Origin of the sequence: Variovorax sp. J2P1-31, assembly GCF_030317215.1 — a bacterium.
Classification (GTDB): Bacteria; Pseudomonadota; Gammaproteobacteria; order Burkholderiales; family Burkholderiaceae_C; genus Variovorax.
On the sequence record NZ_JASZYA010000007.1, the window covers coordinates 31,518 to 49,935 of the forward strand.

The 18,418-nt window shown below is 68.9% G+C and carries 17 protein-coding genes; 7 read left to right on the top strand and 10 right to left on the bottom strand.

What is annotated here, in order from left to right; all coding sequences use genetic code 11:
• Positions 1-38: 38 nt before the first annotated feature.
• The 3 genes from QTI20_RS30520 to QTI20_RS30530 are packed head-to-tail and all read right to left on the bottom strand — an operon-like array spanning position 39 to position 3,707.
• Positions 39-1,901, bottom strand: a complete 1,863-nt coding sequence (locus tag QTI20_RS30520; protein ID WP_286556352.1) for an IlvD/Edd family dehydratase — start codon at positions 1,899-1,901, stop codon at positions 39-41.
• Between the two features lie 2 nt (positions 1,902-1,903).
• The gene (denD, locus tag QTI20_RS30525) at positions 1,904-2,920 is read right to left on the bottom strand and encodes a D-erythronate dehydrogenase (RefSeq protein ID WP_286556354.1); all 1,017 of its coding nucleotides are present in this window, start codon (positions 2,918-2,920) and stop codon (positions 1,904-1,906) included.
• A 16-nt stretch (positions 2,921-2,936) separates the two neighbouring features.
• Positions 2,937-3,707, bottom strand: a complete 771-nt coding sequence (locus QTI20_RS30530) for a FadR/GntR family transcriptional regulator (protein ID WP_286556356.1) — start codon at positions 3,705-3,707, stop codon at positions 2,937-2,939.
• Positions 3,708-3,877: 170 nt separating this feature from the next.
• Between QTI20_RS30530 and QTI20_RS30535 the strand changes: the two genes are divergently transcribed.
• The 4 genes from QTI20_RS30535 (at position 3,878) to QTI20_RS30550 (ending at position 8,233) form a co-directional block, all read left to right on the top strand.
• Positions 3,878-4,951: an ABC transporter ATP-binding protein gene (locus QTI20_RS30535; protein ID WP_286556358.1), complete on the top strand. Its 1,074-nt coding sequence runs from the start codon at positions 3,878-3,880 to the stop codon at positions 4,949-4,951.
• Between the two features lie 59 nt (positions 4,952-5,010).
• A complete protein-coding gene (locus QTI20_RS30540; protein ID WP_286556360.1) occupies positions 5,011-6,339 on the top strand; it encodes an ABC transporter substrate-binding protein in 1,329 nt (442 codons plus the stop codon).
• A gap of 110 nt (positions 6,340-6,449) precedes the next feature.
• On the top strand, positions 6,450-7,358 hold the full coding sequence (locus QTI20_RS30545; RefSeq protein WP_503011462.1) for a carbohydrate ABC transporter permease: 909 nt from the start codon (positions 6,450-6,452) through the stop codon (positions 7,356-7,358).
• Positions 7,355-8,233: a carbohydrate ABC transporter permease gene (locus QTI20_RS30550; protein ID WP_183027460.1), complete on the top strand. Its 879-nt coding sequence runs from the start codon at positions 7,355-7,357 to the stop codon at positions 8,231-8,233. The genes QTI20_RS30545 and QTI20_RS30550 overlap by 4 nt, the downstream gene beginning before the upstream one ends.
• A 16-nt stretch (positions 8,234-8,249) precedes the next feature.
• Here the strand turns inward: QTI20_RS30550 and QTI20_RS30555 are convergent, their stop codons facing one another.
• The 6 genes from QTI20_RS30555 to glyQ all read right to left on the bottom strand — a co-directional run bounded on the left by QTI20_RS30555 (position 8,250) and on the right by glyQ (position 14,122).
• On the bottom strand, positions 8,250-9,212 hold the full coding sequence (locus tag QTI20_RS30555; protein WP_286556362.1) for a M48 family metallopeptidase: 963 nt from the start codon (positions 9,210-9,212) through the stop codon (positions 8,250-8,252).
• Positions 9,213-9,322: 110 nt separating this feature from the next.
• A complete protein-coding gene (locus QTI20_RS30560) occupies positions 9,323-10,057 on the bottom strand; it encodes a lysophospholipid acyltransferase family protein (protein ID WP_286556364.1) in 735 nt (244 codons plus the stop codon).
• Complete coding sequence (gene gmhB / locus QTI20_RS30565; RefSeq protein ID WP_286556365.1) at positions 10,057-10,638, bottom strand: D-glycero-beta-D-manno-heptose 1,7-bisphosphate 7-phosphatase; 582 nt, start codon at positions 10,636-10,638, stop codon at positions 10,057-10,059. Before gmhB ends, QTI20_RS30560 begins: the two co-directional genes overlap by 1 nt.
• A 48-nt stretch (positions 10,639-10,686) precedes the next feature.
• Positions 10,687-11,019 (bottom strand): hypothetical protein, encoded by a 333-nt coding sequence (locus QTI20_RS30570; protein WP_286556366.1) that lies wholly within the window; start codon positions 11,017-11,019, stop codon positions 10,687-10,689.
• 25 nt (positions 11,020-11,044) lie between these two features.
• Entirely contained in the window at positions 11,045-13,198 is a 2,154-nt protein-coding gene (gene glyS / locus QTI20_RS30575) for a glycine--tRNA ligase subunit beta (protein ID WP_286556391.1), read from the bottom strand.
• Positions 13,199-13,207: 9 nt separating this feature from the next.
• The gene (gene glyQ, locus QTI20_RS30580) at positions 13,208-14,122 is read right to left on the bottom strand and encodes a glycine--tRNA ligase subunit alpha (protein ID WP_286556368.1); all 915 of its coding nucleotides are present in this window, start codon (positions 14,120-14,122) and stop codon (positions 13,208-13,210) included.
• Between the two features lie 153 nt (positions 14,123-14,275).
• Here glyQ and QTI20_RS30585 point away from each other — a divergent pair, with 153 nt between their 5' ends.
• On the top strand, positions 14,276-15,094 hold the full coding sequence (locus QTI20_RS30585; RefSeq protein ID WP_286556370.1) for a phosphatase PAP2 family protein: 819 nt from the start codon (positions 14,276-14,278) through the stop codon (positions 15,092-15,094).
• A 15-nt stretch (positions 15,095-15,109) separates the two neighbouring features.
• Here the strand turns inward: QTI20_RS30585 and QTI20_RS30590 are convergent, their stop codons facing one another.
• Positions 15,110-16,180, bottom strand: coding sequence for an asparaginase (locus QTI20_RS30590; protein WP_286556372.1), 1,071 nt, complete (start codon positions 16,178-16,180; stop codon positions 15,110-15,112).
• 149 nt (positions 16,181-16,329) lie between these two features.
• Here QTI20_RS30590 and QTI20_RS30595 point away from each other — a divergent pair, with 149 nt between their 5' ends.
• Positions 16,330-17,007 carry a TetR/AcrR family transcriptional regulator gene (locus QTI20_RS30595; protein WP_257624588.1) on the top strand — a complete coding sequence of 226 codons (678 nt, stop codon included), beginning with the start codon at positions 16,330-16,332 and terminating at the stop codon, positions 17,005-17,007.
• Positions 17,008-17,145: 138 nt separating this feature from the next.
• Positions 17,146-18,408 carry an amidohydrolase family protein gene (locus tag QTI20_RS30600; protein ID WP_286556374.1) on the top strand — a complete coding sequence of 421 codons (1,263 nt, stop codon included), beginning with the start codon at positions 17,146-17,148 and terminating at the stop codon, positions 18,406-18,408.
• The last annotated feature ends 10 nt before the right edge of the window (positions 18,409-18,418 follow it).

The following is an 18,418-nucleotide window of genomic DNA, read 5'->3' on the forward strand; positions in this document are numbered from 1 at the left end:
ACCCTCCATTCTGACCACGGATCGCCGGTGCTGCGCGACTAATGGTTGTCGCGCGGGATGCCGTAGGTGGCGTGGATCTTCTGGTACTTCACCGCCGGCTTGAGCACCATGCCCTCCGACAGCTCGCCGACCACGCCGCGCTGGATCTCCTGCCACGGCGTCTGGCTCGGCGGATAGGCGTAGCCGCCCGCGGCGTCGAGCTTGGCGCGGCGCTGGGCCAGCTCCTCGTCCGACACCAGCATGTTGGCGGTGCGCTTCTTCAGGTCGATGCGCACGCGGTCGCCGGTCTTGAGCAGCGCCAGCGCGCCGCCCGTGGCCGCCTCGGGCGAGGCATTGAGGATCGAGGGCGAGCCCGAAGTGCCCGACTGGCGGCCGTCGCCGATGCAGGGCAGCGCGGTGATGCCCTTCTTGAGCAGGTAGCTGGGCGCGCGCATGTTCACCACCTCGGCCGCGCCGGGGTAGCCCACCGGGCCCACGCCGCGCATGAACAGCACGCTGTGTTCGTCGATCTTCATCTTCGGATCGTCGATGCGCGCGTGGTAGTCCTCGGGGCCGTCGAACACCACGGCCGTGCCTTCGAAGGCCATCGGGTCGGCCGGGTTCTCGAGGTAGCGCTGGTGGAACTCGGGGCCGATCACACTGGTCTTCATGATCGCGGAATCGAACAGGTTGCCCTTGAAGTTGAGGAAGCCGGCGTTCTTCTTCATCGGCTTGGCATAGGGGAAGATCACCTTCCGGTCCTCGGTGAAGCGGCCCTGGCAGTTCTCGACCAGCGTCTTGCCGTTGACCGTGAGCGCGGGCTGGATCAGGTCCTTGGCGATCAGCTCGGCCACCACGGCCGGCACGCCGCCCGCGCGGTAGTAGTCCTCGCCCAGGTACTCGCCGGCCGGCTGCAGGTTGACCAGCAGCGGGATCTTGTAGCCGTGCTTCTCCCAGTCGGCCGTGTGCAGCTCGACGCCGATGTGGCGCGCGATGGCGTTCAGGTGGATCGGCGCATTGGTCGAGCCGCCGATGGCCGAGTTCACGACGATCGCGTTCTCGAAGGCCGCGCGGGTCATGATGTCTGAGGGCTTGAGGTTCTCGCGCACCATCTCGACGATGCGCCGGCCCGTCATGTAGGCCATCTCCTGGCGGTCGCGGTAGGGCGCGGGAATGGCCGCGCTGCCCGGCAGCGTCATGCCCAGCGCCTCGGCCAGCGAGTTCATGGTCGAGGCCGTGCCCATGGTGTTGCAGTGGCCGGTCGAGGGGGCCGACGAGGCCACCAGCTTGAGGAAGCCCTTGTCGTCGATCTCGCCCGCGGCCAGCAGCTCGCGCGCCTTCCACACGATGGTGCCCGAGCCGGTGCGCTCGCCCTTGTACCAGCCGTTGAGCATCGGGCCCGAGTTGAGCGCGATGGCCGGGATGTCGACCGTGGCGGCCGCCATCAGCTGGGCTGGCGTGGTCTTGTCGCAGCCGGTGGTGAGCACCACGCCGTCGATCGGGTAGCCGTAGAGGATCTCGACCAGCGAGAGGTACTGCAGGTTGCGGTCCAGCGAGGCCGTGGGCCGCTTGCAGGTTTCCTGGATCGGGTGGATCGGGAACTCGAAGGCGATGCCGCCCGCGTCGCGGATGCCTTCGCGCGTGCGCTCGGCCAGCACCAGGTGGTGGCGGTTGCAGGGCGCGATGTCGGAGCCGGTCTGGGCGATACCGATGATCGGGCGGCCCGACTGCAGTTCCTCGAGGCCCAGGCCGAAGTTCATGGTGCGCTCGATGTAGAGCGCGGTCATGTCGGTGTTGGCGGGGTTGTCGAACCAGGCCTGCGAACGCAGCTGCTGCGGTGCCGCCTTCTTTGCCGCGGACTTCTTCTTCGTCGCTGCCGCGCTCTTCGACGCCGGTTTCGCCGTGGGGTTCTTGTTGCTCATTTTCAGGACATGCCTTTCAGGGTTTGGGCTGCATTGGGCAGCGCTTTGCAATCTTCGATGTAGAGCCGGATGATGTCGGCGAAGTTGTCGTGCGGGTGCAGGCCCAGCCCCGCCGCCCGCACCGCGGTCGCGCCGCTGGGCCAGTTGGCCACGATGTTCGCCACGCGTTCGTCGCGCTCGAAGCGCACCAGCGCGCGCACCTTGGGACCGGCCACCTCCTCCAGCGCGTCGAGCATGTCGGCCACGCGCACGTTGAGCCCCGGCAGGTTGAGCGCGGTGCGGCCCACGAAGGCCTCGCGCGTCGCCTCGTAGACCGCGATCAGCCCTTCGACGGTGCGCGTGGGCGAGGCCATCGGGTGCGAGACCTCGGGCGACACCGGGCAGATCGATTCCACGCCCGCCAGCGGCTCGCGGATGATGCCGCTGAAGAAGGACGAGGCCGCGCCGTTGGGCTTGCCCGGGCGCACGGTCACGGTCATGAGCCGCGCGGCGCGGCCGTCGATGTAGCCCTTGCGCGTGTAGTCGGCGATCAGGTGCTCGCAGATCAGCTTCTGCGTGCCGTAGGAGGTCTGCGGCGTGGGCAGCGTGTCGTCGGCCACCAGCTTGGGGAAGGGGATGGCCGGGTCGGGTCCGAACACCGCCACCGAGCTCGAGAACACGAAGCGCGTGAGCTTGCCGCCGGTGTTGAAGTTGGCGCGCAGCGCATCGAGCAGCGCGCGCGTGCTGTCGAGGTTGGAGCGCAGGCCCAGGTCGAAGTCGGCCTCGCACTCGCCCGACACCGCCGAGGCCAGGTGGAACACGCCGTCGAAGGCCTCGGTCTTGAGCGCCTCGGTCTGCGTGAGCAGCGGGCCGGTGCGGGCCTCGACGCGCGCGTCGGCCAGCAGGTCGGCCGGGGGCGGCGCGATGTCGGTCAGCACGATGCGCTCGATGCGCTGGCCCGCGAGCGTGCCGCGCGCGAGCAGGGTGCGCGCCAGGCGGGCGCCCAGAAAGCCGCCGCCGCCGGTGATCATCAGTTTCATGGTGTCTCCTTCATGTTCAGGGTTTGCTCGTTCGTGATTTCGGCGCTGCCTGGCGGCGGCCGGCGATCACGCCGCCCTCGACCAGCCGGCGTTCGCCGGAAAGAATGTGTTCGGTGGCGCAGCGCCGCGCACGGTCCGGGTCGCGCGCGGCGATGGCCTCGACCATCGCGCGGTGCTCCAGCTGCACCGCCTGCATGAAGTCGAGCCGGCGCGCCTCGTTGCCGCGCGTGATGCGCATGCCTTCGCGCAGGTACTGCTCGAGAAAGCCCAGCAGCAGCCGGAACTGCGGGTTGCCGGTGGCCTCGCCGATCACGCGGTGGAAGGCCAGGTCCTCGGCCACGCCGTCCTGGCCGGCCGCGACCGCGGTGTCGATGGCCTTGAGCGCGCGCCGCAGCGCCGCGATCTGGCTGCGGGTGGCGCGCTCGGCCGCCAGTGCGGCGATCTCGCCCTCGAGCACCCGCCGCACCTCGACCACGTGCACCACGGCCTGGACCGAGCCCAGCACCGCGGGATCGAAGGCCAGCGGCTGGTTGAGCGGCGCCTGCGCGACGAACACGCCCGAGCCCTGGCGCGACACCACCAGCGCGCGCGACTTGAGCTGGTGCACGGCCTCGCGCACCACGGTGCGCGACACGCCGTGCTCGGTGGCCAGCTGCTGCTCGGTCGGCAGCCGCTCGCCCGGGCGCAAGGCACCGGACTCGATCTGCGAGCCCAGGCGCGACGCCAGGCGATCGGACAGGCGATCGGCCACGCGGCGGATGGGTTCGGAGGGGGAGAGGGCCTGCACGGCAGCGGAGGTGTGAAGCACAGTTATCAGGTGATCATACAAATCTACAGGGGTTTTCTCCTACCGGTTTGCCCTGATACCGGAGCATGGAGGCAGTGTCGATACTGCGCTGGCTGCGATGCGGAGGTCTCCGCGTCGCGCCCTTCTTTGCGATCTTGAGGACTCCTTGCATGGCCAGTGTCACGATTCAGGCGGTCAGGAAGAGCTTCGGCGATGTGGCCATCCTGCATGGCGTCGACATCGATATCCCGGACGGCTCGTTCACGGTGCTGGTGGGGCCTTCGGGCTGCGGCAAGTCCACCTTGCTGCGCATGATCGCGGGGCTGGAGGAGATCCACGGCGGCGAGATCCGCATCGGCGAGCGGCGCGTGAACGACCTGCCGCCGAAAGAGCGCGACATCGCGATGGTGTTCCAGAACTACGCGCTGTACCCGCACATGACGGTGCGCGACAACATGGCCTTCTCGCTGGCCCTGGCCAAGGCCGACAAGGCCACCATCGAGACCAAGGTCAAGCGCGCGGCCGAGATCCTCGCGCTGGTGCCGCTGCTCGACCGCTACCCGCGCCAGCTCTCCGGCGGCCAGCGCCAGCGCGTGGCCATGGGCCGCGCGATCGTGCGCGACCCGCAGGTCTTCTTGTTCGACGAACCGCTGTCGAACCTCGACGCCAAGCTGCGCGTCGCGATGCGCAGCGAGATCAAGGAGCTGCACCAGCGCCTGAAGACCACCTCGATCTACGTCACGCACGACCAGATCGAGGCCATGACCATGGGCGACAAGATCGTGGTCATGCGCGACGGCCGCATCGAGCAGACCGGCAGCCCGCTCGAGCTCTACGACCATCCGGCCAACCAGTTCGTGGCGGGCTTCATCGGCTCGCCCTCGATGAACTTCCTGCCCGGCACGCTGCGCCGCGGCGCGGGCGCGGCCCATGTCGAACTCCACGACGGCACCCTGCTCCAGGCCCCGCTGCAGGCCGGCGGCGCCGACGGCCAGCCGGTGGTGTACGGCACCCGGCCCGAGCACCTGACGCTGGCCGCCAGCGGCGGCATCCCCTCGCGCGTGGTGGTGATGGAACCCACCGGCATGGACACCTTCGTGGCATGCCGCCACGAGGGCGCCGAGCTGTCGGCCGTGTTCCGCGAGCGGCACGACTTCGCGCCCGGCAGCACCATCCACCTGCAGCCCGACCTGGAGCGCGCGCACCTGTTCGATGCCGCGAGCGGCCAGCGCCTCGCGGCCTGAAGCACGCCCCTCCCCTTTCCAGCCCCCCGGTTCGCTTACCTACAACGAAGGAGACATCCATGAGTGATTTCAATCGCCGCAAGTTTCTCGAGGGTTCGGCCGGCGTCGCCGCCGCCGCGACCATCGGCACCGGCACGGCGCTGTTCGCGCCGTTCGCGCAGGCCCAGACGCTGAGCTTCAAGCCGGAAAAGGGGGCCAAGCTGCGCGTGCTGCGCTGGAGCCGCTTCGTGCAGGGCGACATCGATGCCTACATGGCCAACGTCAAGAAGTTCACCGAAACCACCGGCATCGAGGTGCGCGTGGACAACGAGGGCTGGGAAGACGTGCGCCCCAAGGCCGCGGTGGCCGCCAACACCGGCGCGGGCCCGGACATCATCCTGTCGACCAACGACGATGCCAACCTCTACCCCGACAAGCTGCTCGACGTGACCGACCTGGCCGAGTACCTGGGCAAGAAGTACGGCGGCTGGTACCCGGCGGGCGAGACCTTCATGCGCCCCGACGGCAAGCGCTGGCTGGGCCTGCCGCTGGGCGCCTCGGGCTCGCTGATCGTCTACCGCGAGAGCATGGTCAAGGCGGCCGGCTTCGCCACCTTCCCCAAGACCACCGACGACTTCCTCAAGCTCTACAAGGCGCTGAAGGAGAAGGGCACGCCGGGCGGCATGGCGCTGGGCAATGCGACCGGCGACAGCACCTGGTGCAACTGGCTGATCTGGTCGCACGGCGGCAAGCTGGTCGACAAGAGCAACAAGGTGGTGATCGACAGCCCCGAGACCATCAAGGCCCTGGAGTACGGCAAGGAGCTCTACGCCAGCTTCATCCCGGGCACGCTGTCGTGGCTGGACCCGAACAACAACAAGGCCTTCCTCGACGGCCAGCTCAGCGTCACCAACAACGGCATCTCGATCTACTACGCGGCCAAGAACTCGCCCGACCCCAAGCTCAAGGAGATGGCGGCCGACATCAACCACGCGGTGTTCCCGATCGGCCCGGTGGGCGTGCCCACCGAGTCGCACCTGTTCTTCAACCAGATGATCATGAAGTACACCAAGTACCCGCAGGCGGCCAAGGAGTTCCTGCGCTTCATGATGGAGAAGGAGCAGTTCGACCCCTGGCTGCAGGGCGGCGGCGGTTACGTGGCGCAACCCCTGCGCTACTACGAGAACAGCGCGATCTGGAGCTCGGACCCGAAGAACCTGCCCTACCGCGACTCGGTGAAGAACCTGCGCCCGGCCGGCTACGACGGCAAGCTGGGCTATGCCTCGGCCGGCGCCGCGGCCGACTTCATCATTCCGAACATGGTGGCCGAAGCCGCGAGCGGATCGAAGACGCCGAAGGAAGCGGCAGAGCGCGCGCAAAAACGCGCCGAGCGCTACTACAAGCTCTAAAGAGCTCCCCTCGCCTCCGGCAGTGCCTGGGGCCTCGCGGGCCGGCAACGCCGGTTCCGCGCATTTCTTGAAAAGAGCCGTCTCACGCGGCTCTGTCCATTGAGGGTCTCATGACGCTGATCCAGAGAATGCAGAACAGTCGCAATGCGCTCGGCTTCATGTTCATGCTGCCGGCCGCCCTGCTGTTGCTGGTCTTCCTCACCTATCCGCTCGGGCTGGGCACCTACCTGGGCTTCACCGATGCCAAGGTCGGGCGGCCGGGCCAGTGGATCGGGCTGGAGAACTACGAGTACCTGTGGGGCGACGCGGTCACGCGGCTGGCGCTGTTCAACACGCTGTTCTACACCTTCGTGGCCAGCGTGTTCAAGTTCCTGCTGGGCCTGTGGCTGGCGATCCTGCTGAACAAGAACATCCGCTTCAAGACCTTCTTCCGCGCGGTCATCCTGCTGCCCTACATCGTGCCGACCGCGCTGTCGGCGATCGCCTTCTGGTGGATCTACGACTCGCAGTTCTCGATCATCAGTTGGGCGCTGGTGAAGATGGGACTGATCGACACCTACATCGACTTCCTCGGCTCGGAGTGGAACGCGCGCATCGCGGTGATCATCGCCAACGTGTGGCGCGGCGTGCCCTTCGTGGCGATCACGCTCTTGGCCGGGCTGCAGACCATCTCGCCCTCGTACTACGAGGCCTCGGCCATCGACGGCGCGACGCCCTGGCAGCAGTTCCGCCATGTGACGATGCCGCTGCTCACGCCCATCATCGCGGTGGTCATGACCTTCTCGGTGCTGTTCACTTTTACCGACTTCCAGCTGATCTACGTGATCACCCGCGGCGGCCCGCTCAACGCCACGCACCTGATGGCCACGCTGTCCTTCCAGCGCGCGATCTCGGGCGGTGCCCTGGGCGAAGGCGCGGCCATCGCGATCGCGATGGTGCCCTTCCTGCTGGCCTGCGTGATGTTCAGTTTCTTCGGCCTGCAACGGCGCGCATGGCAACAAGGGGGCACCGACAAATGAGCAGCAACACCGCCCAGTCCGACACCGTCGGCATGAGCTTCCTGGACTCGACCCGCCGCAAGGCGGTGCTGGTCTACCTGCCGCTGTTCGCCTTCCTGGTGGTGCTGCTGTTCCCCTTCTACTGGATGGCCATCACCTCGGTGAAGCCCGATGCGGAACTGCTGTCGCGCGAGGGCAATCCCTTCTGGGTGATCCAGCCCACGCTGTCGCACTTCTACAAACTGCTGTTCGAGACCTCCTACCCGCAGTGGCTCTGGAACACGGTGCTGGTGTCGGTGGTGTCGACCTTCGTCTCGCTGGCGGTCTCGGTGTTCGCGGCCTACGCGATCGAGCGGCTGCGCTTCAAGGGCTCCAAGCAGGTGGGCCTGTCGATCTTCCTGGCCTACATGGTGCCGCCCTCGATCCTGTTCATCCCGCTGGCCAACGTGGTGTTCAACCTCGGCCTGTTCGACTCGCGCTGGGCGCTGATCCTGACCTACCCGACCTTCCTGATCCCCTTCTGCACCTGGCTGCTGATGGGCTACTTCCGATCGATCCCGGCCGAGCTCGAGGAGTGCGCGCTGATCGACGGCGCCAACCGCTGGCAGATTCTGGTCAAGATCGTGCTGCCGCTGGCCGTGCCGGGCCTGATCTCGGCCGGCATCTTCGCCTTCACGCTGTCGTGGAACGAGTTCATCTACGCGCTGACCTTCATCTCCTCCTCCGAGATGAAGACCCTGCCCGTGGGCGTGGTGACCGAGCTGGTGCAGGGCGACGTCTACCAGTGGGGCCCGCTGATGGCGGGGGCGCTGCTGGGCTCGCTGCCCGTGGCCTTCATCTACTCCTTCTTCGTCGAGTACTACGTGTCGGGGATGACCGGCTCGGTGAAGGAATGACGGCGCCGCGCGCCCGTCAGTTCCACTTCGGTATGGGCTGGTCTTTCAACTGCTGGCGCAGCGCGCCATAGTCCGGCACCACGCTCTCGACCGTTTCCCAGAAGCGGTGCGAATGGTCCATCACGCGCAGGTGGGCCAGTTCGTGCGCCACCACGTAGTCGATCACCGGCAGGCCGAAATGGATCAGCCGCCAGTTGAGGCGGATCGAGCCGTCGATGCTGGCGCTGCCCCAGCGCGTGGCCGCGTTCGACAGCGTGAGCTTCTGCCAGCGCACGCCCAGCCGCGGCGCGAAATGGTCCAGCCGCTCGATGAAGAGCTTGCGCGCCTGCCGCATGAGCCAGGCCTGCGCGGCATCGCGGATCTGCGAGGGCTCGGCGTTCTGCGCCACGGCCAGCCGCAAGGCGCGCGGCGCGCCCGTGCCGTCGGCCGCCTCGTCGAGCGCGCCGCCGACGCCGATGAAGGCATGTTTCGGATCGAGCCGGATCGCGACCGTCTCGCCCAGGAAGGGAAAGACCGCGCCGTCCTGCCATTCGATGCGCGTGGCCTCGACGCGCGCGTGGCGCTGCTGCGTTTCGACCAGCTTGCGCAGGATCCAGTCGGCTTTTTCCTGCACCGCGGCATCGACGTCGCGCAGCGCGACCCAGCGCGGCGCACGCACCGACAGCCCTTCGGCGCCGACCACGAAGCCGATGGTCTTGCGCTTGCCGCGCTGGAATTCGTAGGCCACGCGGGCCGAACCCAGCACCGCTTCGCGCGTGGCCTGCGGATGCACGAAGCGGGCGAGCTCCAGCGTGTCGCGCAGCGGGATCGCGGGCAGCGAAGGGCCGGCGTCGAGGACTTCTTCGGGTGGCGGCGTCACGACCGGTGGCGCGGGCGGCGCGGCCTTGCGCACCCGCTTCTTCGGAGGCGGCTCGGGCCGCGCGAACTCGCTGCCCAACCCCTCGAACAGGTCCATCGTGAACTGCAGCAGTCCCGACATTTATCTCATCCAGAAACACCGCGGAACCGGCTTTGCCGGGCCGCCGGTGTTGCCCCCGGTGAGGGGGTTGGCGTAGCGACACGAAGTGCGCGAAGACTGGGGGTGAGCCATCATGCGTAAGCCTCGGGGTCGAGCCGGCGCATCTCGGCTTCGATCCAGGCCTCGACCTCGCGCATCAGCTCGTCGGGCTTGCGGCCCACGCTGGGGATCGCGGGACCGATCGACACGTCGACCACGCCCGGGCGCTTGATGAAGGCCTTGCGCGGCCAGACCTTGGCCGAGGTCACGGCGATCGGGATCACCGGCGCGCCGGTCTCGACCGCGAGCCGCGTGCCGCCGCTCTTGTAGGTGCCCTTCTGGCCGCGCGGGATGCGCGTGCCTTCGGGGAACATGATGATCCAGATGCCCTGCGCGAGCAGGTCCTTGCCCTGCGCCACCACCTTGTTGAAAGCCTTGGCCTTCTGGCTGCGGTCGATGTGGATCATGTCCAGCCGTGCCATGGCCCAGCCGAAGAAGGGCACGTATATCAGCTCCTTCTTGAACACGTAGGCCAGCGGATGCGGCATCAGCGTGGGCATGAGGAAGGTCTCGAGCGTGGACTGGTGCTTGACCAGCAGCACCGCGCCCGCGCGCTTTTCCTGCGGCAGGTTCTCCATGCCGCTCACGCGCGTGCGGATGCCCAGTATCAGGCGCGCGCCGCCGATGGCCCAGCCGAGCCAGCGCTCGGCCATCCAGTAGAGCGGCTCGCCGCGGCGCCACAGCGACGCGACGCACATGATGATGCCCCAGGGGATCACCGTGACCAGCATCCACAGCATGTGGATCACCGAACGAATCAAGGCCATCAGACAGCCACCTGCAATGTGGCCTGCAGCGCTTCGCGCGCCAGCAGGAATTCAACGAAAGCGCCCAGGTCTTCGTGGACGCGCGTGTCGGGCGGGTACTCGGGCGGCAGCGGGTCGACGTTGCGGCAGGCCGCGCCCATGCCGGTGAGCAGCAGGTGCGGCTCGCAGCCCGCGGCGGCACCGGCCTGCAGGTCGCGCAGGCTGTCGCCGGCGGTCGGCACGCCCGCGAGGTCGATGCCGTAACGCTCGCCGATCTGGCGGAACAGGCCGGGCTGCGGCTTGCGGCAGCCGCAGTCCTCGTCGGGGCTGTGCGGGCAGTAGAAGACCGCGTCCACGCGCCCGCCCACCGCGGCCAGCATCTTGTGCATCTTGGCGTGCATGGCGTTGAGCGAGGCCACGTCGAACAGGCCGCGGCCCAGGCCCGACTGGTTCGAGGCGATCACCACATGCCAACCCGCATGGTTGAGCCGGGCGATGGCTTCCAGCGCGTTCGGCAGCGGCGTCCACTCGACCTCGCTCTTGACGAAGTCGTCGCGGTGCACGTTGATGCTGCCGTTGCGGTCGAGGATGACGAGTTTCATGGGGTGTCCTGGGCGATGGCGGCAGCCGCACGCAGGGCGTGCTCGACTTCACTGCGCTGCATCGCCGCTCCTGCGGGCGGCCTGCAACAGCTGGCTGCGTTCGGTCGCGCTGATCAGAACGCCCACCGGTGATACGTTGCGCAGCGCAGCCGCATGGTCGTCGACGCCGCAGGCGCCGCTCTCGATGGCGTCGATGCCGGCGTCGAACAGGGTCTGCCACTCGTCCCAGTACGGATCCGAGCGCGTCGCACCTGCGCGCACGCGCCACTGCGACAGCGTGTGCGCCAGTTCCGCGATCCGCGACGGATCGGCACGCAGCCGCGCGACTGCGAGGCGATGCGCCTGCAGCAGGAACGAGTCGATCTGCTGTTGCCGGTTCATGGATCGAATTATCGAGCGCGGTGCCTCAGGCCGCCAGCCGCTCGAGTTGCGCCACGCGGTTCATCGCCGCATGCAGCAGCATCAGCAGGCCCAGGCGGTTCAGCCGCAGGTCGACCTGCTCGGCGTTCACCATCACGCCGTCGAAGAAGTCGTCGACCGGTGCGCGCAGCGCCGCCAGGGTCTGCAGCGAGGCGGTGTAGTCGCCGGCGGCGAACTGCGCGTCGGCCGCGGGCACGGTCTGCTGCATCGCTTCGTAGAGCGCCTTCTCGGCCGGCTCCTGCAGCAGCAGCTCGCTCACGTGGGCATCGGCCTCGGGCGACTTCTTGAGGATGTTGCCGATGCGCTTGTTGGCCGCGGCCAGCGCGGGCGCTTCGGGCAGCACCGCGAAGGCGCGCACGGCCGCCAGCAGCGCGGGCACTTCGGCCAGGCGCTGCGGGCGCGAGGCCAGCACCGCATCGACCTCCTGCGCGCTGGCGCCCTGCTCGCGCAGGCTGCCGGCGAGGCGGTCGAAGATGAAGGATTCGAGCGCATCGGTGGGGTCGGTCAGCGCGGCGCCGCCGGCCAGCGGGGCGCTGAAGGCGGCGAAGGCCTGGGCCAGCACCTCGCGCAGCTGCAGCGGCAACTTGGCCTCGATCAGCATGCGCAGCACGCCCAGCGCATGGCGGCGCAGCGCGAAGGGATCGCGGTCGCCGGTGGGCAGGTTGCCGATGCCGAACATGCCGACCAGGGTCTCGAGCTTGTCGGCCATCGCGACCACGGTGCCGACCGCGTTGCGCGGCAGCGTGTCGCCGGCGAAGCGCGGCTTGTAGTGATCCTCGATGGCGTCGGCCACCGCGGCGTCGAGGCCGTCGTGCAGCGCGTAGTAGCGGCCCATCGTGCCTTGCAGCTCGGGGAACTCGCCCACCATGTCGGTCACCAGGTCGGCCTTGGCCAGCTGCGCGGCCTGCACGGTCTTGGCGGCCAGGCCGGTGTCGCCGGTCGATTCGGCAAGCTGCGTGGCGATGGCCTGCGCGATGCGCATCACGCGCTCCACGCGTTCGCCCTGCGTGCCCAGTTTGTTGTGATAGACCACCTTGGCCAGCGATTCGACGCGCGAAGCGAGCGACTTCTTGCGGTCCTGGTCGAAGAAGAACTTGGCGTCGGCCAGGCGCGGGCGCACCACGCGCTCGTTGCCGCCGATCACGGCGCTGGCGTCGTCGGGCGAGATGTTGCTCACCACCAGGAACTGGTGGGTCAGCTTGTCGGCCGCGTCGAGCAGCGGGAAGTACTTCTGGTTGGCCTTCATCGTGAGGATCAGGCATTCCTGCGGCACCTCGAGGAACTCGCGCTCGAATTCGCAGACCAGCACGTTGGGGCGTTCGACCAGGGCCGTGACTTCGTCCAGCAGCGCGTCGTCGTGGATGGGCTTGGCGCCACCGCCGACCTTGGCAGCCGCCGCGGCCAGCTGGCGCACGATCTCGGCGCGGCGGGCGTCGAAGGACGCGATCACCGCGCCCTCGTCGGCCAGCTGCGGCGCGTAGCTGTCGGCGTCGCGCAGCACCACCGGGTCGACCCGGGCTTCGAAGCGGTGGCCATGCGTGTCACGGCCGGCCTGGAGGCCCAGGGCTTCGATCGCCACCACCTCGGTGCCGTGCAGCGCGACCAGGCCGTGCGCGGGGCGCACGAAGCTCACGCTGCTCCAGCCCGGCAGTTCGCAGCCGCTCTCGAGCTGGTAGCTCATGACCTTGGGGATCGGCAGCTTGGCGATGGCTTCGGCCAGTGCCTTCTGCAGCCCGTCGGCCAGCGTGGCGCCCTTGGCGGTGCTTTCGTAGAACAGGGCCTCGGCCTTGCCGTCGGGCGCGCGCTTGAGCGAGGGCACGGCGGAGGCGTCGGCGCCCAGCGCGCCCAGGCGCTTGAGCAGGGCCGGCGTGGCGTTGCCCGAGGCATCGAGGCCGACGCTCACCGGCATCAGCTTCTGCGAGACGGCCTTGTCGGCGGCCTGCGCCTGCACGCCCGTGAGGTGCGCGGCGAGCCGGCGCGGGGACGCGAAGGCCGTGAGCACGCTCTCGGCCGAGGCCAGCCCCTGGGCGACCAGCTGGTCGCGCAGCACGCCGGCGAAGGCATCGCCCAGTTTCTTCAGTGCCTTGGGCGGGAGTTCTTCAACGAACAGTTCGACCAGCAGGTTCTTGGTGGGGGTCATCGTCATCGCTCAGGCTGCTTTCTTCGTTGCCGGCGTCATCTGCGCCACCCACTCGGGCGGCGCCATCGGGAAGCCCAGGCGTTCACGGCTCTCGTAGTAGCTCTGCGCCACGGCGCGCGCGAGGTTGCGGATGCGGCCGATGTAGGCCGCGCGCTCGGTCACGCTGATCGCGCCGCGCGCGTCGAGCAGGTTGAAACTGTGCGCGGCCTTGAGCACCTGCTCGTAGGCCGGCAGCGCGAGCTGCGCCTCGATCAGGTGCTTGGCCTGCTTCTCGTGCGCCGCGAAGGCCGAGAACAGGAAGTCGGCGTCGCTGTGCTCGAAGTTGTAGGTCGACTGTTCGACCTCGTTCTGCTTGTAGACGTCGCCGTAGCTCAGGCCGTCGGTCCAGCTCAGGTTGTAGACGTTGTCCACGCCCTGCAGGTACATGGCCAGGCGCTCCAGGCCGTAGGTGATCTCGCCGGTGATGGGCTTGCAGTCGATGCCGCCCACCTGCTGGAAGTAGGTGAACTGCGTGACCTCCATGCCGTTGAGCCAGACCTCCCAGCCCAGGCCCCAGGCGCCGAGCGTGGGGTTCTCCCAGTCGTCCTCGACGAAACGGATGTCGTTCTTCTTCAGGTCGAAGCCCAGGGCTTCGAGCGAGCCCAGGTACAGCTCGAGGATGTTCGAGGGCGCGGGCTTGAGCACCACCTGGTACTGGTAGTAGTGCTGCAGGCGGTTTGGGTTCTCGCCGTAGCGGCCGTCCTTGGGGCGGCGGCTGGGCTGCACGTAGGCGGCCTTCCAGGGCTCGGGGCCGAGGGCGCGCAGGAAGGTGGCGGTGTGCGAGGTGCCCGCACCCACTTCCATGTCGTAGGGCTGCAGCAGTGCGCAGCCCTGTTCGGCCCAGTACGACTGCAGTTTGAGGATGATTTGTTGGAAGGTCAGCATGGCTCTGCGTGATGGCGGCCGCCCAGCGGGAGAACCCCGTGGCGCAACGAACCGGCTATTTTAGGGTGGGGCCGGTGCGGGGTCATCGAAGGGAGAAGACGCCCCCGGCCGCTATGCTCGATGCCCCCCTCGCCTCCCCTCCTCTCCCGACCCATGCCCAACGACCACGCCGACATCGCCGCCCTCGGAGAACTGCTGGGCGCGCATGCCTGGCCCGGCTTCCTGGTGCTGCTGGTGGGGGTCGCCGTCGTGGCCGGCGGCGCGGCCTGGGCCGTCGAGCATTGGCGGCATCGGTCCGTGGGGACCGGCGAGCCGCAGCCCCGGCGCCTGTTCGCCGGGCTCGCGCTGGGCCTGGCGCTGGTGCTGCTGCTGGCCTGGGGCTTCGCCGAGGTGGCGGAGGAACTGGGCCAGGGCCGGCCGATGGGCGTGTTCGACGACGCCATGAGCAGCGCCGTCGGCGCCCACACGCCGCCCGGCGTGCGCGCCGTGTTCGCGCAGCTCACGCACCTGGCCGATCCCTGGTTCGGGGCGCCGCTGTCGGTGGCGGTGGCGCTGTGGCTGTGGCTGCGCGGCCACCGGGGCTTCGCCGCCGGCTGGGTGGCGGCGACCGGCGGCATCGCGCTGCTCAACCATGTGCTCAAGGACATCTTCGAGCGCGCCCGCCCGGTGCACGAGGCCGGCTTCGTGCAGGTGTCGGGCTACAGCTTCCCGAGCGGCCACAGCTCGGGCTCGATGGTGATGTACGGCATGCTGGGCTACCTGGGCTTTCGCATGCTGCCGTCGGGCTGGCGCGTGCCGACGGTGGTGGCGGCCTCGGTGATCGTGGTCACGGTGGCCTGCAGCCGCGTCTTCCTGCGCGCGCACTTCCCGAGCGACGTGATCGCCGGCCTGTGCTCGGGCGGGGCCTGGCTCGCGGTGTGCATCGCGAGCATCGAGTTCGCCCGCCACCGCAGCCTGAAGCGCGCGGTGTAGCGGGCGGCTTGCGGATCAGTACTCCCAGAAGATCCGCTGCAGTTCCTTGGTGTCGCTGGTCTTGGTCAGCGCGACCATCGCCAGGATGCGGGCCTTCTGCGGGCGCAGGTCATGCGCCACCACCCAGTCGTACTTGTCGTCGGGCTGCTCGGCGTTGCGCAGCACGAAGCCGTCGGGCACGCGCGAGCTGCGGATCACGATCACGCCATCGGCGCGCACCTTCTGCAGGTTGGGCACGATGCGGTTGGCCACCGAGCCGTTGCCGGTGCCGCCGTGGATCAGCGCCTTGATGCCGCTCTTGCCCAGCGCGTCGATGGCCGTCGAGGACACGCCTTCGTAGCCCATGGCGATCTCGACCGGCGGCAGTGCGGTGATGGCGTCGATGTCGAACTCCGACTGCATCGTGTGGCGCTTGACCGGCGCGCGGAACCAGTAGTTCCTGCCCTCGACCACCATGCCCAGCGGGCCCCACTGGCTCTTGAAGGCCTCGGTCTTGATGTTGATGGACTTGCTCACGTCGCGACCGCTCTGGATCTCGTCGTTCATGGTCACGAGCACGCCCTTGCCCATCGCGTCCTTGCTGCCCGCGACGCTGACCGCGTTGTAGAGGTTGAGCGCGCCGTCGGCCGACAGCGCGGTGCCCGGGCGCATCGAGCCGACCACGATGATCGGCTTGGCGGTGTGCACGGTCAGCGTCAGGAAGAAGGCGGTTTCCTCCAGCGTGTCGGTGCCATGGGTGATGACGATGCCGTCGACGTCGCTCTGCTTGGACAGCGCCGAGACGCGCCTGGCCAGCGTCAGCAGGTTGTCGTCGGTGAGGCTTTCGGACGCCACCTGGAACACCTGCTCGCCCTTGACGTTGGCGATCTTCGTCAGTTCGGGCAGGCCGGCGATGAGCTTCTCGACACCCACCTTGGCGGCCGCATAGGTGGCGCTGTTGACGGCCGAGGCGCCGGCCCCGGCGATGGTGCCGCCGGTGGCCAGGATCACCACATTGGGCAAGGCCTGCTGCGCCTGCGCCAGCGCGCTGGCGGCCAGCAGTGCGGCACCGGCCGCGAAGGCGCGGAAACGGGGGGAGAGGTACATGGAAACTCCTTGGGTGGTGATGAATCTTGGCGAAGCGGCGAGGAAGATACAGGAACCGTGCCCGCTTGCTTCGGCGGTCCATGCCGCCATGGCATGCGGTCATGCGCCAAGGATTACCATCGGCCGGACGCACGCCGCGTCCCTTTGCCATGACCACCGAATCCGCCGCCCCCTCGCTCTCGACCGCCCCGGAAATGCCCGCGCCCGAGGGCCCGCTGTCGCGCGCGCGGCCGGGGCGCGAACGCATCATGGCGGCGATCCGCACCGCGGCGGTGGCGGAATTCAGCCTGCACGGGCTCAAGGGCACCTCGACCCAGGCCATCGCGGCGCGCGCGGGCCTGACCAAGCCCCAGCTGCACTACTACATCGTGGGCAAGGAAGAGCTCTACGAGGAACTGCTGATGCAGGTGCTGCACGCCTGGAAGGTGGTGTTCTCCTTCGGCGACGCGAGCGACCCGGCCACGGTGCTGGGCGACTACATCCGCAAGAAGCTCGACCACGCCATCGACAGCCCCGAGATGTCGCGCATCTTCACGCGCGAGATCCTCGACGGCGGGCGCAACCTCGACCGCTACTGGCCCAACGCGCGGGCCTGGACGCAGAAGAAGGTCGACGTGATCAACGGCTGGATCGCGCGCGGCCAGATGCGCCCGCTCGACGCGCGCATCCTGCTGATGCACATCTGGGCCATGACCCAGAGCTACGCCGACTACGCGATCCAGACCCGCGTGATGCTCGGCCTGCCGCCCGACGCGCCCATCGACCGCGAGCCGATCGCGCGCGAGCTCGTCGCCTTCGTGCTGCACGGCTGCGATATCAAGAGCTGATGCCACGCGGGCACCGCGCCCGCTGATCCCCCGTTGATTCCCCGCTGAACGACCCAGGCGCCCCATGCCGGTGCGCCTGCGCTGGCACGTCGCTTGCATAACCTGACCACTTACTCTGATTAAGCGGTCAAACTTCAAATGCGCGAGCCGGTCCTCCTGAACAATGTGCGTCTGCCCCGCTGGCTGCTGGCCGGCGACTGGCCCCGGCACGACGGCGTGCCGGTGCTGGCCGGCGTGGCGATCGAGGGCGGCCGCGTGCGCTCGGTGCAGCCGGCCGCGCCATCGCCTTCGGCCTGGGACCTCGGCGGCCGGCTGGCCCTGCCCGGCTTCGTCGATGCCCACACGCATCTCGACAAGGCCTTCACCTTGCCGCGCATGAAGGCGGTGCAGCCCGGCCTGCTGGGCGCCATCGACGCGATGCTCGCCGACCGCGCGCACTGGACGCCCGAGGACGTGCGCGAGCGCGCCGCCCGCGGCCTGCAGTGGGCCTGGGCATGCGGCACCACCCATGTGCGCACCCATGTCGACTGGTGGGAGCCCGACTCGGTGCCCATGGCCTGGCCGGTGATGGCCGAGCTGGCGCAGGACTGGGCCGGCAAGGTGCGGCTCGAGCAGGTGGCGCTGATCAAGCTGCCGCTGTTCGAGGACGCGGCGCAGGCGCTGCGGCTCGCGCAGCAGGTCAAGGCCACGGGCCCGCACGCGCTGCTGGGCGGCTTCGTGCATTCGACCAACTGGAGCGAGAACGCGCTGCGCAACCTGCTGGTCGCCGCGCAGGCCTGCGACCTGGACGTCGACCTGCACGTCGACGAGGAACTCAATGCCGCGGCGGTGGGCCTGCAGACCACCGCACGCCTCCTGCGCGAAATCGGCTACGAGGGCCGCGTGGTCTGCGGCCACATCTGCGCGCTCGCGGTCCAGCCCGAGGCGCAGGCTTTCGCCACGCTCGACGCCGTGGCGCGCGCACCGATCACGGTGGTGTCGCTGCCCGCCACCAACCTGCTGCTGCAGGACGCGGTCACCGGCCGCACCCCGCGGCTGCGCGGCCTCACGCTGGTGAAGGAAGCCCAGGCCCGCGGCATCCCGCTGCTGTTCGCCAGCGACAACGTGCAGGACCCCTTCTGCCGGCTCGGCAGCTTCGACCCGGTCGAGGCGCTGGGCACGGCCGCGCTGGTGGCGCAGCTCGACGCGCCCTTCGACACCTGGTCGCAGGCGCTGTGCCGCGCCGACTGGCTGCGGCGCGGCCCGGCGCCCGCGCGCCCCACGCTGGTCGGCGAACGCGCCGACCTGGTGCTCTTCACCGACGCCGACCGCCACGGCTGGCCCTCGCGCAGCGCGAACCGCGTGGTGCTGCGCGACGGCCATGTGACGCACGGCGACGCCACGCCTTTTCTCCCGACCTGACGAACAGGAA

What these genes read in the sequence shown, in the direction of transcription:
- QTI20_RS30520 (WP_286556352.1), bottom strand. Translation starts at nt 1,901, where the DNA reads ATGAGCAACAAGAACCCCACGGCGAAACCGGCGTCGAAGAGCGCGGCA.
- denD (WP_286556354.1), bottom strand. Translation starts at nt 2,920, where the DNA reads ATGAAACTGATGATCACCGGCGGCGGCGGCTTTCTGGGCGCCCGCCTG.
- QTI20_RS30535 (WP_286556358.1), top strand. Translation starts at nt 3,878, where the DNA reads ATGGCCAGTGTCACGATTCAGGCGGTCAGGAAGAGCTTCGGCGATGTG.
- QTI20_RS30540 (WP_286556360.1), top strand. Translation starts at nt 5,011, where the DNA reads ATGAGTGATTTCAATCGCCGCAAGTTTCTCGAGGGTTCGGCCGGCGTC.
- QTI20_RS30545 (WP_503011462.1), top strand. Translation starts at nt 6,450, where the DNA reads ATGACGCTGATCCAGAGAATGCAGAACAGTCGCAATGCGCTCGGCTTC.
- QTI20_RS30550 (WP_183027460.1), top strand. Translation starts at nt 7,355, where the DNA reads ATGAGCAGCAACACCGCCCAGTCCGACACCGTCGGCATGAGCTTCCTG.
- QTI20_RS30555 (WP_286556362.1), bottom strand. Translation starts at nt 9,212, where the DNA reads ATGTCGGGACTGCTGCAGTTCACGATGGACCTGTTCGAGGGGTTGGGC.
- QTI20_RS30560 (WP_286556364.1), bottom strand. Translation starts at nt 10,057, where the DNA reads ATGGCCTTGATTCGTTCGGTGATCCACATGCTGTGGATGCTGGTCACG.
- gmhB (WP_286556365.1), bottom strand. Translation starts at nt 10,638, where the DNA reads ATGAAACTCGTCATCCTCGACCGCAACGGCAGCATCAACGTGCACCGC.
- QTI20_RS30570 (WP_286556366.1), bottom strand. Translation starts at nt 11,019, where the DNA reads ATGAACCGGCAACAGCAGATCGACTCGTTCCTGCTGCAGGCGCATCGC.
- glyS (WP_286556391.1), bottom strand. Translation starts at nt 13,198, where the DNA reads ATGACCCCCACCAAGAACCTGCTGGTCGAACTGTTCGTTGAAGAACTC.
- glyQ (WP_286556368.1), bottom strand. Translation starts at nt 14,122, where the DNA reads ATGCTGACCTTCCAACAAATCATCCTCAAACTGCAGTCGTACTGGGCC.
- QTI20_RS30585 (WP_286556370.1), top strand. Translation starts at nt 14,276, where the DNA reads ATGCCCAACGACCACGCCGACATCGCCGCCCTCGGAGAACTGCTGGGC.
- QTI20_RS30590 (WP_286556372.1), bottom strand. Translation starts at nt 16,180, where the DNA reads ATGTACCTCTCCCCCCGTTTCCGCGCCTTCGCGGCCGGTGCCGCACTG.
- QTI20_RS30595 (WP_257624588.1), top strand. Translation starts at nt 16,330, where the DNA reads ATGACCACCGAATCCGCCGCCCCCTCGCTCTCGACCGCCCCGGAAATG.
- QTI20_RS30600 (WP_286556374.1), top strand. Translation starts at nt 17,146, where the DNA reads ATGCGCGAGCCGGTCCTCCTGAACAATGTGCGTCTGCCCCGCTGGCTG.